This is a genomic window from Flavonifractor sp. An91, assembly GCF_002159225.1.
In the GTDB taxonomy this organism is placed as follows: Bacteria; Bacillota; Clostridia; order Oscillospirales; family Oscillospiraceae; genus Flavonifractor; species Flavonifractor avicola.
Window position 1 is genome coordinate 75832 of sequence record NZ_NFHA01000011.1, and the last position, 16257, is coordinate 92088.

Annotated in this window: 18 protein-coding genes and 2 riboswitches; of the genes, 13 read left to right on the forward strand and 5 right to left on the reverse strand. The window is 56.4% G+C overall.

The window, feature by feature from the left end; all coding sequences use genetic code 11:
• Positions 1 to 132 precede the first annotated feature (132 nt).
• Entirely contained in the window at positions 133 to 534 is a 402-nt protein-coding gene (locus B5G42_RS08420; protein ID WP_087269030.1) for a winged helix-turn-helix domain-containing protein, read from the forward strand.
• Between the two features lie 67 nt (positions 535 to 601).
• Here B5G42_RS08420 and B5G42_RS08425 read toward each other — a convergent pair whose 3' ends face one another.
• The 4 genes from B5G42_RS08425 to B5G42_RS08440 form a co-directional block, all read right to left on the reverse strand.
• Complete coding sequence (locus B5G42_RS08425; RefSeq protein WP_087269070.1) at positions 602 to 1267, reverse strand: UDP-N-acetylglucosamine pyrophosphorylase; 666 nt, start codon at positions 1265 to 1267, stop codon at positions 602 to 604.
• A 167-nt stretch (positions 1268 to 1434) separates the two neighbouring features.
• Positions 1435 to 2895 carry a lactate racemase domain-containing protein gene (locus tag B5G42_RS08430; RefSeq protein ID WP_087269033.1) on the reverse strand — a complete coding sequence of 487 codons (1461 nt, stop codon included), beginning with the start codon at positions 2893 to 2895 and terminating at the stop codon, positions 1435 to 1437.
• 34 nt (positions 2896 to 2929) lie between these two features.
• Positions 2930 to 4774, reverse strand: a complete 1845-nt coding sequence (locus B5G42_RS08435) for a dihydroxy-acid dehydratase domain-containing protein (RefSeq protein WP_242961178.1) — start codon at positions 4772 to 4774, stop codon at positions 2930 to 2932.
• A gap of 18 nt (positions 4775 to 4792) precedes the next feature.
• Entirely contained in the window at positions 4793 to 5602 is an 810-nt protein-coding gene (locus B5G42_RS08440) for an IclR family transcriptional regulator (protein ID WP_087189354.1), read from the reverse strand.
• Positions 5603 to 6019: 417 nt separating this feature from the next.
• Between B5G42_RS08440 and B5G42_RS08445 the strand changes: the two genes are divergently transcribed.
• The 5 genes from B5G42_RS08445 to B5G42_RS08465 all read left to right on the forward strand — a co-directional run bounded on the left by B5G42_RS08445 (position 6020) and on the right by B5G42_RS08465 (position 9728).
• Positions 6020 to 6598, forward strand: coding sequence for a polysaccharide deacetylase family protein (locus B5G42_RS08445; protein WP_140399827.1), 579 nt, complete (start codon positions 6020 to 6022; stop codon positions 6596 to 6598).
• A 201-nt stretch (positions 6599 to 6799) separates the two neighbouring features.
• A complete protein-coding gene (locus B5G42_RS08450; RefSeq protein ID WP_087269036.1) occupies positions 6800 to 8062 on the forward strand; it encodes a RecQ family ATP-dependent DNA helicase in 1263 nt (420 codons plus the stop codon).
• Position 8063: 1 nt separating this feature from the next.
• Positions 8064 to 9215, forward strand: a complete 1152-nt coding sequence (locus tag B5G42_RS08455; RefSeq protein ID WP_087269037.1) for a hypothetical protein — start codon at positions 8064 to 8066, stop codon at positions 9213 to 9215.
• 100 nt (positions 9216 to 9315) lie between these two features.
• The gene (locus B5G42_RS08460) at positions 9316 to 9567 is read left to right on the forward strand and encodes a MerR family transcriptional regulator (RefSeq protein ID WP_087269040.1); all 252 of its coding nucleotides are present in this window, start codon (positions 9316 to 9318) and stop codon (positions 9565 to 9567) included.
• Complete coding sequence (locus B5G42_RS08465; RefSeq protein WP_087188942.1) at positions 9564 to 9728, forward strand: helix-turn-helix domain-containing protein; 165 nt, start codon at positions 9564 to 9566, stop codon at positions 9726 to 9728. Before B5G42_RS08460 ends, B5G42_RS08465 begins: the two co-directional genes overlap by 4 nt.
• A 14-nt stretch (positions 9729 to 9742) precedes the next feature.
• On the opposite strand, the gene B5G42_RS08470 is transcribed toward B5G42_RS08465, so the two are convergent.
• Positions 9743 to 10042 (reverse strand): helix-turn-helix domain-containing protein, encoded by a 300-nt coding sequence (locus B5G42_RS08470; RefSeq protein WP_087269043.1) that lies wholly within the window; start codon positions 10040 to 10042, stop codon positions 9743 to 9745.
• Between the two features lie 129 nt (positions 10043 to 10171).
• On the opposite strand from B5G42_RS08470, the gene B5G42_RS08475 reads away from it, so the two are divergent.
• The 7 genes from B5G42_RS08475 to B5G42_RS08500 all read left to right on the forward strand — a co-directional run.
• Positions 10172 to 11080 (forward strand): zinc-ribbon domain-containing protein, encoded by a 909-nt coding sequence (locus B5G42_RS08475; protein ID WP_087269046.1) that lies wholly within the window; start codon positions 10172 to 10174, stop codon positions 11078 to 11080.
• A 44-nt stretch (positions 11081 to 11124) separates the two neighbouring features.
• Positions 11125 to 11262: a hypothetical protein gene (locus tag B5G42_RS18130; protein ID WP_162611067.1), complete on the forward strand. Its 138-nt coding sequence runs from the start codon at positions 11125 to 11127 to the stop codon at positions 11260 to 11262.
• Positions 11263 to 11327: 65 nt separating this feature from the next.
• Positions 11328 to 11560, forward strand: a riboswitch (cobalamin riboswitch).
• 149 nt (positions 11561 to 11709) lie between these two features.
• Positions 11710 to 11846, forward strand: a riboswitch (cobalamin riboswitch).
• Positions 11847 to 12040: 194 nt separating this feature from the next.
• Complete coding sequence (locus B5G42_RS18860; RefSeq protein ID WP_275532439.1) at positions 12041 to 12925, forward strand: ATP-binding cassette domain-containing protein; 885 nt, start codon at positions 12041 to 12043, stop codon at positions 12923 to 12925.
• Entirely contained in the window at positions 12922 to 14406 is a 1485-nt protein-coding gene (locus B5G42_RS18865) for an ECF transporter S component (RefSeq protein WP_343286695.1), read from the forward strand. Before B5G42_RS18860 ends, B5G42_RS18865 begins: the two co-directional genes overlap by 4 nt.
• Before the next feature lie 101 nt (positions 14407 to 14507).
• Positions 14508 to 14840 carry a DUF3846 domain-containing protein gene (locus B5G42_RS08490; protein ID WP_204706181.1) on the forward strand — a complete coding sequence of 111 codons (333 nt, stop codon included), beginning with the start codon at positions 14508 to 14510 and terminating at the stop codon, positions 14838 to 14840.
• Positions 14837 to 15094, forward strand: coding sequence for a hypothetical protein (locus B5G42_RS08495; protein WP_087189371.1), 258 nt, complete (start codon positions 14837 to 14839; stop codon positions 15092 to 15094). The genes B5G42_RS08490 and B5G42_RS08495 overlap by 4 nt, the downstream gene beginning before the upstream one ends.
• Positions 15095 to 15166: 72 nt before the next feature.
• Positions 15167 to 16257 (forward strand): amidoligase family protein (locus B5G42_RS08500; RefSeq protein ID WP_087269048.1); only part of this gene is annotated, 1091 nt, incomplete at its 3' end.

The window sequence follows — 16257 nt, forward strand, 5'->3', positions numbered from 1 at the left end:
AAAGGGAGGATGAGAAAAGTGAAACAGACAAAACGAATATAAAAAGTGCTAAGTTTTCCAGGATTACCTGGTGGTAATGGAGTAAATCGATAAAGAAAATTTACGTTGTGTTTTTGAAAACACAACGATATAATGGCCATAGAAGCAAAACCGCCCGGCATAGCAGCCGGACGGCAGAGAAGGGAGCGGGCCATGCGGGGGGAAGGAAAATTCTATCTGACGGATGAGACGGGGCGGCGGATCTTCGGGCCGGGACCGGCGGAGCTGCTGGAGCAGGTGGAGCGGACCGGCTCCCTGCGGGCGGCCGCCCAGAAAATGGGACTGTCCTACTCCAAAGCCCTGAAGATCCTCCATACGGCGGAGCGTGGGCTGGCTATGCCTCTGGTAAGTACTGAGGCGGGGGGCCTGGGGGGCGGCGGCAGCACCATCACGCCTCAGGCCCAGGCCCTGTTGGCCTGGTTCCGGCAGGCCCGGCAGGCGGTGGAGGAGACCGCCCGGGCTCAGCTGGACCGCCTGCCCCGGGACGGCCAATAGGATACAAAGAAACAGCGCCCCGTTGGAGAGTTTCTCTCCAACGGGGCGCTGTTTACAGGTAAAAGGGTTACTGCTCCTCCCGCAGGACGATGTGATCCTTGTCCTTATAAATGCTGTGGGCGGGAATGACGCCCCGGACGCAGGAGGTGGGGTATACGCTGCTGTGGCGGCCCAGAATGGTGCCGGGGTTGAGGACCGAGTTGCAGCCCACTTCCACAAAGTCGCCCAGGATGGCGCCCATCTTCTTCCGGCCGGTGGGGATGGGGGTCTCCCCCTTCACCACCACCAGGGTCTTGTCGGACTTGACGTTGGAGGTGATGGAGCCGGCGCCCATGTGGCTCTTGTAGCCCAGGATGGAGTCGCCCACATAGTTGTAGTGGGGGGTCTGGACGTTGTCGAAGAGAATGACGTTTTTCAGTTCCACCGAGTTGCCCACCACGCAGTGGGCTCCCACCAGAGCGGAGCCCCGGATAAAGGCGCAGTGACGCACCTCGGTCTCAGGGCCGATGATGCAGGGGGCGCCCAGGTAGGCGGTGGGGGCCACCACGGCGGTTTTGTGGACCCAGACGTGCTCCTGGGACTGGCTGTACTCCTCGGCGGGGAGCTGGCTGCCCAGGGAGAGGATCAGGTTCTTGATGCCGTCCAGGGCCTCCCAGGGGTACTGAAACTGCCGGAGATAATCCCCGGCCAGGGTGTGGGACAGATCGAGCAGATCGGAAATGGTGATGTTCATAGGATACAGGACCTCCTGTTTCATTGAAATCTCAAACTTTCGCCGCAGGGACCTCCTGGGGCAAAGCCATATCCGGGCTGTATTATAGCACAAAGACTGCGCCTTGTCACCAAAACGGCCGTGCTGTGAATCATTCTTCACAGCACGGCCGTTTATACAGCGCAGAATTACACGTTGCTCAGATCGTCGTCCTTCATGCACAGATGGACGGCGCCCAGCTTGAAGGTCTGGGGCAGAGCCAGGATGTTGGGGTTCTCGCCCACGAACTTCTTCTTGGCGTCCTCCAGAGCCTCCACGAAGGTGGCCCGGGTCTTGAGGCCCATGCCCCGGGCAATGCCGGGCTCCTGAGCGCCCACGATGTAAATGGCGGAGGTATTCATCTCGGCGATGTGGCCGCAGCTCATCATGGAGAAGCCGTGGAAGGGGTGGAAGGCGTTGCAGAAGCGGTACTTGCGGATATACTCCTGGTTGGTGGCAAAGTACTCGCCGTACCGGTCCATGTCGGGCAGGATGTTCATGTAGTCGTGCTGGAACATCTCATACAGCTCCCGCAGGTAGGGCCAGCGCTCGTCGTGGAAGTAGCCGTTGCAGATGGAGGAGCAGATGATGACGCAGTTGTCCTTCATGACACGCTTGTGGCGGATAACCTGAGCGGAGAGAGCCTGCATCATCTGGATGGGGTTGGTGCCCATGCCGTTGCCGTAGTGGAAGTTCTGGGGCATACCAAACACCATCACGTCGTACTTCTTCTCGGCGAAGGGGACGTAGGTGCGCTTGTTGGCGATCTTCCAGGACTCAGGCTGCATCACCTTGGCGTAGCCGGAGTAGATGGCGATCTGGCGGGAGTAGGTGTCCAGCACGGCGTCGCAGCAGAAGAAGGGGTGGCCCATCTTCTCCTCCATATGCATACCGATCTCGTCGAACTTGGTACGCATCAGGGAGTGGCCGGACACGGGGGTGAAGTCGTCCCGGTGCATGACCTTGGGCACGTGGTGGCTGGCGATGGAGCGCCAGTGGGTGATGCCGGTGGCGCAGTGCTTGTAGCCGCCGGAGTAGCCGCCGTAGGGGTTGCCCTGGGTGTGGCCGATGAGGATGGGAATGTCGCAGTCAAAGACATACTTGTTCATCAGCACGGGGTCGCCCCGCTTGGTGGTGCCCAGGTCCACCATGTGCTCATAGTCCTCGGAGTCATGGCTGGTGATCTGGTTGGTCCAGTAGAACTCGTTGAACAGCTCATCGCCCAGGATCTGCTTCATCTCGGACACGGTGGCACGGGGATGCAGGCCGTTGGAGAACATGAAGAGGATGTCCTTCTTCTCCACGCCGGCGGCGTACAGCTCATCCAGGCAGGCCCGGATGGACACCTTCCGGTGGGAAGTGGGCTGGCAGCCGCCCTTCACGATGTCGGGGATGACGAAAACCACGGTCTTGCCGGGAGCGGCCAGCTCCTTCAGGGGGGGCATACCCATGGGGTTGCGGATGGACTCCAGGGTGGCGTTGTACAGGCTGTCCCAGTCCTGGGGCAGGCACTCAGGGTCGGGCACGGTGGTGCCGGGGATAAATACGTCGGTGTTGTCGGGCAGCTCAGCGCTCATCAGGCCGTGGCCGTATTCAAAATCAAGCTTCATAGATGATCTCCTTACTGATGCAGATGGGTTTGGGTTAGTTCAGACCGTGGAAGAGCAGCGGGGCCTGGGTCCGCAGCCGCTCCAGCTCCTGGGGCTCGGTAACAGGCATATGTTCCGCCAGGAAGGCAAAGAGACTGTCCCGCTCCTCCGGGCTGTCGGCCAGGCCCAGCTTCTCCAGACAGGCGGGCAGTGCAAACCGCCGCAGGAATCGGTCCAGCCCCTCCTGCTCTGCCTGGGGGGCGCCGTTGACGGCCAGCTGGTAGACCAGGCTGGCCCCCACCAGCTCTCCGTGGAGGAACCGGGAGCGGATCTCCGGGCGGCAGGTGCAGAAGTAGCTGTACAGAGAGTGGCTGATGGCGGCCTGCTTGCCGCCGCAGGCCATGGCGGAGATGAGTCCGGTGAGCTGGAGGGCGGCACAGATGCAGGGACCCCGGGTGGCGCCGGAGAAGCGCCCGTCGGTGACCAGGGCCACCGACTCGGCAAAGCCCATGCCCACCAGCGCGGCGGTGGCGGTGAGCATCTCCCGCATACCCGGGCCGCCCTGGGGGCCCTCGTTGCGGATGACAATGACCTCGCCGTGCTGGATGCCGCCGCCGTAGATGGCCTTGACGGCATCCTCCTCACACTCGAAGCAGTGGGCCGGGCCACTGTGCTTGCGCATCTGGGGCGCCACGGCGGACTGCTTGATCACAGCGCCGTCGGGGGCCAGGTTGCCCTTGAGTACGGTGATGGAACCGTGGTCGCTGTAGGCCTGCTCCACCGGGTGGATGACCTCCGGGTTGTACTCCACCACATCCGCCACGTTCTGGCGGTGGGTGCGTCCGTTGACCGTCATCTGGTCCAGATCGATAAGCCCGTCCAGCTCCCGCATCACCGCGCCCACGCCGCCGGCCTGATCCAGGTCCAGCATGGTGTGGGTGCCGGAGGGCTTGATCTTGGCCAGATAGGGGGTGTCGGCGGACAGGCGGCCCATGTCCTCCAATGTCATGGACAGGCCTGCCTCATGGGCGATGGCGGGCATATGCAGGGTCATGTTGGTGGAGCCGCCCACGCTCAGACCCACCCGCACGGCCAGCTCCAGCATCTTCTGGGTTACGATGTCCCGGGGGCGGATATTCTTTTCTACCAGACGCACCACGGCCTTGCCGCTGAGTTTGGCCACCCGGTTTTTCTTGCCGCTGACGGCGTGGGCGCAGGCGCTGCCCGGAAGGGTGAGGCCCAGGGCCTCCGCTACCACCGACATGGTGTTGGCCGTGCCCATCATGGCACAGGAGCCGGGGGTGGGGGACATGAGCCCCTCCATGTACTCATATTCCTGGCGGGAGAGCTCTCCACGGGTGAGCTTACCGGCCATTTCCTTGAGCTCGTAGGTAGCGTAGGTGCGGCCCTTGTAGACGGCGGGCATCATGGGGCCGCCGGTGACGATGACCGTGGGCAGGTTGACCCGCAGGGCCGCCATCAGCATGGCGGGCACGATCTTGTCACAGCCGCCGATGAGCACCAAACCGTCCAGCTGGTGGCCGGCGGCGTACACGTCGATGGAGTCGGCGATGATCTCCCGGCTGGGCAGTACGCTGCACATACCCACGTGGCCCTGGGAGAAGCCGTCGCAGATGGAGATGGTATTGACCTCGAAGGGGATGCCCCCCGCCTCCAGAACGCCGTCCCGCACCAGCTTGCCCAGCCGGTCCAGATGGACGTGGCCGGGGTGCATCTCGTTATAGGTGTTGATGACGCCGATGAAGGGCTTGGACAGGTCCTCGTTGTCCAGCCCCATGCCCCGCAGATGGGCCTGGGGGCCTGCCATACTCAGACCGTTTACCACCTTGGAACTGGGATACTTGGGATCTTTATAAATGAGATCCAGTGTCTCTTCCATGGAAGCTGCCTCCTTGTATCAGGATGATTTGGAAAGCTGGATGGGATAGCTGCATCCCAGCTTTTCGGTGATTCGGGCCGCGCACTGGAGCAGCTCCCTGCCGTAGGAGAGGGCCTTTTCCAGTGAAAAGCGGTAGTCGGGCGCGGCAATGCTGATGGCGGCCGGCGCCTGGTTGTCCACATCGAAAATAGGAGCGGCGATGCAGACCACGTCGGTGTGGTGTTCGTGGTTGTCCACGGCGTAACCCTGAATCCGGATGACCTCCAGCTCCCGCAGGAGACTCTCTGGATCGGCCAGGGTCTTGGAGGTGTACCGGGTCAGTTCGGTGTGCTCCAGATAGTTTTTCAGCCAACTCTCCGACTTCCAGGCCAGCAGGGCCTTGCCGCCGCTGGTGCAGTGAAGAGGAATGCGCTTGCCAACGGCGGAGTGGAGGCCCACCGAGTTCTTGGCGCCCAGTTTGGCCAGATAGACCGCCTCCCGGTCCTCTTCTCCAATCAGGTGGATGGTCTCCAGACTCAGGTTGTTCAGATAGGTCATCTCCGCCTTGGCCGCCTCATAGAGGAAGTTGGTCTTTTGCAGCTGAAGGGCCAGCAGACGGGCCTCGAAGCCCACACGGTAACATTTCCGGGCGTCATCCTTTATTACAAAGCCGCAGTGCTGCATCTCCTGGAGGATGCGGTGGGTGGAGCTGGGCGGAATACCGGTCATGGCGGACAGCTTGGCCAGGGGAACCTCTTCCTCGCTTTCAGCCAGAGCAACCAGCAGCTGCAGCGCCTTCATGGAGCTGTACATCCGCATCATTTCGTGCAGTTCCTTGCCCCAATGCATACAGAAACCTCCTTCGCATGGGATTCTATATATGGAAAATTGTATTTATATCTGGTTTTCTAATTGCATGGCACACTCTCCCGAAATTGATTTCAAGTGAGAAAAGATACCAGATTATTCTAGAAAATGGATATATAAAAGAGGATTTTAAATATAGAAATGAGACCAAATAAAAAGGGAGGATTTCCTCCCAGGCGCATTCTAAATACAGAAAGACAGTTCCAAATTGCACAAAAAGATCGGGTATATTTTGTCGCGGTGTATAAGTGAACTTTCACAAAAGAACGTGATGATAGAGTAAGGGGAATTAGGTAGTATTTACAATGCGCTGCAAAAGAGGCCGGGGGGCTGTCTGCCGATTCTGAACCGGAAGATCTTGTCATAGTCTGTACCAATCAAATGGTAGGAGGTACGGGAATGAAGATCATTCTGCTGCGGCGAAAGCTGCTGGCGGTGCTGGCCTGTGTGTTGGCGGCCGCCGCCATGTTCTACATCGTCAATTATCCGGAGGTGGTAAGCGCGGCGGCTACCAAACGGCAGCTGCCCATCTACTGCGTCCAGCGGGATCAGAAGATGGTGGCTATCTCCTTCGACGCGGCCTGGGGAAATGAGGACACCCAGCAGCTCATTGATATTCTGGGCCAGTACCAGATCAAGGCCACCTTTTTTGTGGTGGGGGACTGGGTGGACAAATACCCCGAGTCGGTGAAGGCGCTCCATGATGCTGGTCATGAGATCATGAACCACTCCAACACCCACGCCCACTACAACAGTCTGTCCACGGAGGAAATCATTGCCGACGTGTCGGCCTGCAACGACAAGATCGAAGCCATCACCGGCGTACGGCCTACCCTGATCCGCTGTCCCTACGGGGAGTATGACGACCATGTGATTGCCGCCATCCGCTCCATGGGTATGGAGCCCATCCAGTGGGATGTAGATGGTTCCCAAACCGCTTCAAGCTATTGTACCCCAATGGATAGCGTCCGGTTTTGATGCCTATTAAGTATCCCCCTGATGACACAGATATGGCTCAAAATGTATGTTATCTGACGCTGTGTGCGGTTTACCCAATATCCCATCCAACGAGTGGGTCCGCCGAACAGGTCACCAAAAGCCATTATAAATTGAAACACTCCTAACATGAGTATAGGGCTGTACAAACAGCTTAAATCATCATGTTAGGAGTAATTTTATATGAAGATCCACTATGACGTAAGAGAAGCCATGGACGCGCTTCAGTTAAAGATGTTACGCAAACATCAGATTCATCCCATCAGCAGCATCCTGAAGGGACGGGATACCCTGGTTATCGCACCTACCGGTTCAGGCAAGTCAGCCATCTTCCAGGTACCTGCTCTGGTCATGCACCGGAAGCACCATACCTGGACGATGGTCATCGAGCCTACCCTGTCTCTGATGGAGGATCAGGTGCAGGCGCTCAATGCCAAGGGGATCCGCGCCAATCAGATCTCAGGCAATCATCCCATGGAGTATAATGCGACAAAAATGACCATGGACGGCCCTGTATATCTACAAGACCTCAGCGCTCCCTTTCTCTACATCACCCCGGAACGCCTGCAATCTAAACCGTTTCAAAAAGCCATCAAGGACAATCCACCCGGCCTGGTGGTGGTGGATGAGGCCCACTGTGTGCTGGACTGGGGCCACACCTTCCGCCCCAGCTATCTGGAGATCGGGAAGTGGCTGTCCACCCTGAAAAAGCGCCCGGTGGTTGCTGCCTTTACGGCTACAGCGCCGGAAACCTACCGTTCAGAGATCTGTGCGTTTCTGGGTATAGATGAGCCTGAGGTTTACGTCAACTCCCTGGAACGCTCCAATCTAATTCTGATCCGGGAGGACTGCTCCGCTATGACCATCCAGCGCCGCTTGTCACGACTCAAGTATCATCTCAAGAAGTACGGAAAAGAGGGCCGCCTAGTTATCTATTGTGCCACCCGAAAGTATGTGGATCTGGTTTCCAATTATCTCTCAAATCAGTTTCCCGGTGAGGTGGTCAAGTGCCATGCCTATATGGACCCGGATAAGCGGCAGCGAAATGAGTTGAAGTTTATCCACGGCAAGAAACGGATCATGGTAGCTTCCACTGCTTTCGGTATGGGTGTGGATGTGCCCGATATCCGCCTGGTAGTCCACTTCAATTTGCCCCTCAGCGTGACCGACTACTATCAGCAGATTGGGCGAGCGGGCCGGGATGGTAAGAAGTCCCGCTGTGTATTGCTCTATGCCGGTGAGGATCGGGATCTGAACGAAACTATCCTCTATAAAGAGGACTATGATGAATCTCTGCAAAAGCTGTTGCTGGACCGGCTGGACGAGATGATTGGGATCGTCACCGGTAAGGCCTGCATCATGCAGCAGGTGCTGGCTGCACTGGGTGAGAAGAAGCCCAACACCTGCCGTCACTGTACCAACTGCCAGCGGAACAGGAGGGGCTGACATGAAGCTGAAACAAGTCCGTCTGGGTATTCATACCATCGAACTGTATGCCCGAAAGCTCAAGTACCACCAGATCCAAAAGACCATCGATCACCTGGTGGACCAGGGATCCATCCAACAAATCTATTCCGATTCCTACTCCATTGACCGGCATTTGAAGAGCACCTATCTGGTGGCTCGGGGCGTCCGTATGCGCCTGCACCAAAGCCATAATAAATCCAACGGTATTTCCTTTGCGGTCAATCCATCCACCCTGCTGGCAGGATCCTATCAGCCGCTGGCGCTGTACCAGCCCACCAAGGAAAATGTGGTTGAGATGCAGTCACACCTTGCCGATATGTTCGAGGAAATTCATCTGAGCGATCATGAAATGCCTATCCTGGCCCCTGATGAGCTCAGTCTCAGCCGTATGGACCTGACCGTAGATTTATGGTTCAGCAAGGATACGGATCTCTCTTCGTTAATCCGCATATTTCGCAAATCCATGCTGCCGCGGCACTATAAGCGCCGTGAATTAGAGGGAAAACAGGACTATTTCTTTGAACTTGCTACCAAAGAGATCTCCTTTAAGGTTTACGACAAAGTCTATGAACTTACACAGAATGACCGCTGTCCCAAGAAGTACAGGAAGGAGAGAATCCTCCGGCTGGAAGTCAGCATGAGACGGGAGGCCTTTCTGGAGAAGTTGGGCTTAAAGCGGAAGGATGATCTGCTTGCCATGCTTAAGATGGGATATGACAACGTCTGCACCGTCATCAGCGAATTTCTGGACAAGCTGTTTCCTGCTTGCGGTATGCACTTGCCCTATCCGGAGGCAGAACGAAAGATCCAACAAAGTAAGCTGGATTCGGCGATCAAAGAACAGATGCTGTTTCTGCTGAAAAAGACGAGCCGCGGCGCCGGACTGGACACCGCAGCTCAGAAGTGGAAAGAAACCTATAGTGTTGTTGATATCCGAAAGTTTCATGCTCTGATGAAACAGTTTGATAAGCTCCAGGTCAATCCTGTGACCCTGACCAGCAGAGAACAGCAGGGAATCCCCTGCCTGCGGGCTGTCATAGAACAGGAGTTGGCACATGATCGTTTCCAGATAAAATCCCCGCAGATTTTATCTGGAAACGATCAGAAAAGGTCCGGAAATCGTTTGAAATAAGATGAGATCACCAACATTCATATAAGAAACGGTGATTTACGTTCAGACACCTGACACAGACTAGGCCGTTTTCAAATCACTTTAACAGGAGGTATCTCACATGAAGTATATTCCCTATCGTGACATGAAGGAGTTCTACACCATCCCGGAGTTGTGCCGTCTCTTCGAGATGGACAAGGCGGAGCTGAGACAATACGCCGACAAGTATGCCATCGGCCCGGTGGAGGACCCGTTCGGCAACTGGGGATTCCTCAAGGCTGACGTGCGGAAACTGCATAATGCCATCTACAAAGAGCAGCGGGGCTACCAGCCTAAAAGCAATAGCAGCTTCCAACAGGATCCCTGGGCATGAGCGAGATCCTAACTGTAAAGGAGGCGGCAGCATTGCTCAAAACCAGCCGCCAGCAGATCCGCAGGATGATCCAGAATGGAGAACTCCCGGCCGTCAAGGTCGGCCGGGAGTGGAGGATCAGCAGAAATGCCCTGCTGGATTATCTGGGGTTCCCGTACTGACGGGAACCCCCATTTTATTTAACCATCGTTTCTAAGAAACCAATCAGCGCCAGTTTTTGTTCCTCTGTGAGTTTGGTGATCTGGCGCAGCAGCCGGTCCTGCTCTCTATTCTGGTCGGACCGAATATCAAAGAAGTCCCGCAGAGAGATGTGCAGGGTGTCACAGATCAACTGAAGGTTTTCCACCGAGATCCCCTTCTCCCCCAATTCCACCGAGCGCAGGAAACTCTGGGATAACCCGCACAGATTGGCTAGGCGGTTGGTGGTCCAGCCGGCGGTTTCTCGCAATTCAGCAATGCGTCGTCCTATCTCCATATCGATGCTCCCATCTGTTTTACTATAACTTTAGCAAAATCTTTTGGGATTATTTACATCTATAGTTATATATGATATTCTTTTAAATATATACTGCATCTCATTTGAGATATCTATAGGAGGGAAGTTATGGAGCGCTTTTGCACAACGTGCGGGGCACCGCTGGGTCCCACTGATCAATTCTGTACATCCTGCGGCGCACCTGTGAATCCAGAGCCGGCCGGCAAAACCCGCTCGCAGGAGAAGGGATTTTTTTACCGGTTGTGGCATAACTACTATTTTGAAGTTGCAGCAGTAAAGATCAACCAGTTTACCAACTATGTCTATGCCGTTCTGGGCGGAATCCTGATCATTCTGGGGTTCTTTTGGGGCCATGGCTGGACTGTTATGGGGACAATTCTGGGCCTGATTGGCATGATCAATCTAGGCTATAACCGCAAACTCCGCCAGAGGCGGAAATATATGCCCTGTCCCACCTGCAATCATCGTATGGAACGCGGGCAGGCTTTCTGCCCCATCTGCGGCACGCATATCGAGAATCCGGGACAGCCCTATACCGTTCAGGATGCCGGCAACGAAGAGGCTGGCTGCAATGCCGGTACCATGAACCGGAAAAAGATCGGTATGCTGGCAGAGATCGCGCTTTTGATCGGGTTTGTGATCTTTCTGGCCAACGGTGGGGCAGGCATTCTTCGTTATGGATGGGATGCGGCGGTTGGCGGTCCGATCTATCAGATTCAAAATGTCACGCTGGACGAATATGGTCCTCAGACCATGAAAGAATTGATGGACGACAACTTGCGCAGCCCCACCTGGACCTCAGAATCCATTGATGAGGACGCCTCCAACGTCTATGTGGAAGGCTATATGCCCATTATGGGAGAGGATGTTCGGTTTCGCTTCTATTATGAGGACCAGAATGATGGAACCTTTGAATATTCCTTAAATCGAATCGACCTGCTGGATAGTCAGCAGACATCAAGTGACGTGTTTGATGTTATGTTATTCCTGGAGCTCATGTATGAAAATGCCGGTTGAGAAAAGAGTTTGCAATAAACTGTTATCCTGCGCCAAGTAAATCTGTGACAGGCAGTCAGGCAGAACTGGTGACCTGTCTGGAGCACTGGTCCCGGGAGAAAGGACGAACAGTCATCGGCGTACTCCACGACATCAGCCTCTCCCTGCCAGTGTGGTACGGATGTAGCCGGGTATATGCTTGACGCTCTCAAACGTTGGGAACAAGTCTCTTGACGTTTTAGAGTCTTAGTGATACGATACGATCAGAATTGAATCGGAATCTTTGTGGTTTCTGTTGCCTCCTGCTTAAGCTGCACGGTGCGGAAACTGGACAAGGGAACCGGGTGTGAATCCCGGACGGTAACCGCCGCTGTAAGCGCTGAGTCTGTATCCGTTGGCGAAAGCCAGTCATTGGGGAAACCTGAGAAGGCAGGATATGGACGCAGGAGAACTCCTCCGCAGGCGTAAGTCAGAAGACCTACAAGGAAAAGAGATCTGCTGCCCATATGGGTAGCAGGTGTCGTTTGGCTACACAGAAAAACGGCTGTGGCAATCATAAGGTTGCCGCAGCCGTTTTGTAATTTTCAGGAATATTACACCCTACAGTACGCTCCAAGAATGGTCATTGACAGCACTGCAGAAATCGGTTACAATGCAGACTGTGAGCAGGTCATATGCTTGACATATGCCAACTGACAAGCCGGTGAGAATCCGGCGCAGTCTTACCTCTACTGTATTTGGCCCCGGCCATAAGCCAGGATTGTCAGCCTGCTCCATGGTAATTGATCAAGGTGGTATCCATTGCCGATTTTTGCAGCCATATCCATGTCTGGAGATGGCTTGGGTTTCGTGCATTTATCATGTTCGAAGCCTCTGTTTGCAGGGATCGGCAATGGATATCTGCGCTTTACCGGCAGACACCATTGTCTGCCGGTTTTTTGTTTTTCAGGCTGCCGGAAGATCCTGGAGTTTGAAGGGGGGGTGAAGACCATCAGCAAACGAAGACAGGCTCGCCCGGCCAGACTTACGCCACGAGAGGCAGCGCAGTATGAGACGCCGGTGATCCGCCAGCGGGTGGCGGAGATGGCTGCCTTTTTCGGCATCGAGAACTGGTTCTATAAAAATGTAACGGAGCTGTCCGGCGGACAGAAGCAGCTGCTCAATCTGGCCTCCGTTATGGCTATGCAGCCCTCGGTTCTGATTCTGGACGAACCAACCTCCCAGCTGGACCCCATTGCGGCATCGGACTTTCTGGCCACCCTTGGACGCATCAACCGGGAGCTGGGTACGACCATCCTTCTGACGGAGCATCGTTTGGAAGATGCGTTTCCGCTGGCCACCCGGGTGGCCGTCATGGAGGAGGGGAAGCTGCTGTGCAGCGGTACGCCTGCCGAAGTGGGCACAGCCCTGCGGGCCAGCGGGCACACCATGTTCCTGGCCATGCCTACTGCGATGCGGGTGTGGGCAGCGGTGGAACAGGAAGGGATATGCCCGGTTACAGTCCGGGAGGGACGGGACTGGCTGACGGCCTACAGCGTGGAGCATCCGCCCTGTCCGCTGCCGCCAGAGCCATCTCGGGTCTACCCGGACGGCGCTGTACTAGAGGCGTCGGAGTTGTGGTTCAAGTATGAGAAAGACAGCCCCGACGTTGTGCGGGAACTGAACCTCACCCTAAAAAGGGGCGAGTTCTATGCGCTTATGGGTGGAAACGGCGCCGGGAAATCCACATCGCTGAAGCTGCTGGCTGGACTTTTGAAACCCTACCGGGGAACGGTAACCCATCAGGGGACGATTGGCGTTTTGCCTCAGAATCCCCAGACCCTCTTCGTGAAAAAACAGTTCAGGAAGATCTGGCGGAGATCCTGAACGGCAGCAAAGAGGAAAAGGCAAAGCGCATTGCCCGTGTGGTGGCCCTGTGCCGGCTGGAGGGGCTGCTGGAGCATCATCCCTATGACCTGTCCGGCGGAGAGCAGCAGCGGGCGGCATTGGCCAAAGTCCTGTTGCTGGATCCTGATATTCTTCTGATGGACGAACCAACCAAGGGGTTGGACGCAGAGTTCAAACAGGTTTTTGCGGAAATTTTGCAGGTGCTTTTGCGGCGGGGCGTTACAATCCTGATGGTCAGCCATGATATTGGATTCTGCGCCCGCTATGCTCACCGCTGTGCACTGTTTTTTGATGGAGGTACCGTGTCGGAAGGGACGCCCCGTGCCTTTTTTTCGGGGAACAGCTTTTATACGACCTCTGCCAACCGTATGGCACGGGATCAGGAGCCTGAGGCCATTACACCGGAGGATGTGATCGTTCTGTGCGGCGGGAAACTGCCGCCTGTACCGGAGTTGTCGGATGACATCTCGCCCCTGCCGGAGCCAACAGAAGTAAGCGCGGCAGGAAAGCCCAAAAAACTGCCGTGGTGGCGGAAACTTCTGGCGGCAATGTCTGGTGCTGTATCGCTGCTTTTATTTCTTTCCTTTCTTGGTGTAGGGAATTTGACTGCGCTGGTCAATGCAGAGGGATTGACGGCTCTGGCTGGTGACCAGTTGGCGCTGTACTCCATATTTTGTGTCTCCCTATTGGTGTTTGCCGCAGCTATCACCCGCCGCAGTCACCGGCCGGACTATTTACGGCAGACACCAAAGGAACAGCGCAAGCTGACAAAACGCACACTGGTGGCAACGATCCTGATTGTGCTGCTTATCCCTGTAACGCTTTTTGTGGGCATTACTTATCTGGGCGGTAAGAAGTATTACTTCATTTCTCTGCTAATTTTATTGGAGACGATGCTGCCCTTTTTCCTGATCTTTGAAGGCCGGAAACCGCAGGCCCGGGAGCTGGTCATCATCGCGGTGCTGTCTGCCATTGCTGTGGCAGGACGGGCGTTCTTTTTCATGCTGCCCCAATTCAAACCGGTGATGGCGGTGACCATCATTGCAGGCGTGGCCTTTGGAGGAGAAACCGGTTTCCTGGTGGGCGCCATGACCATGTTGGCCTCCAATATGATGTTCGGGCAGGGACCGCTGACCCCGTGGCAAATGTTCGCAATGGGCATCATCGGCTTTCTGGCGGGCATTCTGTTCCGCAAGGGACTGCTGATGCGTACGCGGGGATCTCTGTGTGTCTTTGGCGCCCTCTGCGCCATCCTGATTTACGGCGGCATTATGAACGCGGCCTCCGCTCTGACAGCCAACCGGGAACTGACGGGCGGCATTCTGCTGAGCTACTATGTTACCGGTATGCCCTTTGATTGTATCCATGCTGTGGCCACTTGGCTGTTTCTCTGGTTTGCGGCAGAACCGATGCTGGAGAAGCTGGACCGCATTAAGGTCAAATATGGCCTGGTGGAGTAAATACATATTCCGGAATCGGCAGCCACACAGCTATATACTATAACCATGAAGCCCAGGGAGCATATGCTTCCTGGGCTATCCTTTTATCTGGAGGTATGGTTATGAACGTATTGCTGGTCCCACCCCTGGAGCCGCCCCGGGCGGCAGAACTGGACAACACCCTGGAAGCCATGCAGCAGGCGGTAGGAGGCCCCATTCAGGCCGTGTATCCCTTCGAGGAACCGGTGGCTCTCATCTGCCACGAGGAGGGCAAACTGGTGGGACTGCCCCTCAACCGCTGCCTGCGGCTGGAAAACGGGGAGATTTACGACATTATCGCAGGTACCTTCTTCCTGTGCGCCGCCCCGCCGGACAGCGAGGACTTTGAGAGCCTGTCGCCGGAGCAGCTGGAGCGGTACCGCCGCCGCTTCGCCCGGCCGGAGATTTACCTATGATGGAGCGGCTTATGGAGGACGGCTTCCGCTACGGGGAGCCGGTGTACACCCAATGCTCAGAGGAGATGATAGCCTTGTCAGAGGAACTGCGTAAACAGCTGGACCGGGAGGCGGCCGATCTGCTGGACAGGTTGGAGGATGTCTTTGTGAAGCGGGAGACGGCTTCCGTGGAGGGGGCCTTTCGGGAGGGAGTCCGGGTGGCCATTCTGCTGGCTCTGGACCTTTTCCCACCTTCCGGACCGCCCGAACCTTGAACTGTATACTATAAGCTACGATGGCCTCGGGGAAAGCCCCGGGGCTTTTTTGCGTTTTAAGGAGGAATTACCATGAAAGAACTGCATACCTGCGAACTCTGCGGCGCTTCTCTGCCAACCGAGCAGCTGTACCATTTCGATGGCCAGGCGCTGTGCGCTCAATGCCTGGACAACCACACCCTGTTCTGCAGCTATTGCGGCGAGCGGATCTGGGAGAGTGACAACGCAGGCACCACTGACACGCCCCTGTGCCAGGACTGTTTCGACGACCACTATGTCCGCTGCTGCCGTTGCGGTGCTTTGGTGAGAGAGACCGGGGCCTATTACGAAGAGTCGGACGAATTTGACGAGCGGCCCTACTGCCTGGACTGCTTCCATACCCTGTCCCGGGACAAGCCCATCCACGATTATTACTACAAGCCGGAGCCCATCTTCCAGGGAGAGGGGCCCCGGTTTTTCGGTGTGGAACTGGAGCTGGATCAGGGCGGCGAGGATCCGGACAGCGCCCGGGCGCTACTGGATATCGCTAACGCCGGGTATCCTCTGATGTACATCAAACACGACGGTTCCCTGGACGATGGTCTGGAGCTGGTGACCCACCCTCTGTCCCTGGACTGGCAGCTCCACGCTATGCCCTGGGAGGAACTGTGCCGGAAGGCCCTCTCCCTGGGCTACCGCAGCCACCGGGCCAGCACCTGCGGCCTCCATATTCATGTAAGCCGGGCCGCTTTTGGGCCTACCCAGCAGGAGCAGGACCAGGCCATTGCCCGGGTACTCTACTTCTTCGAGAAGCACTGGGAGGAGCTGCTGAAGTTCAGCCGCCGTACCCAGCGGCAGCTGGAGCGATGGGCCGCCCGATACGGCTACAAGGAGCACCCCATGGACATTCTGGACTTTGCCAAGAAGGGCTACCACGGGGGACGGTACACCTGCGTCAACCTGCAAAACCCGGACACGGTGGAGTTCCGGATATTCCGGGGCACCCTGAAAACCAACACCATTCTGGCTACCTTGGAATTGATCGACCGCATCTGTGATGCAGCAGTGCATCTGTCTGATGAAGAGCTGAAAGGCATGGCCTGGACTACCTTTGTATCCGGCTGTCAGCAGCCGGAGCTGGTGCAGTACCTGAAAGAACGGCGGCTCTATGTGAACGAGCCTGT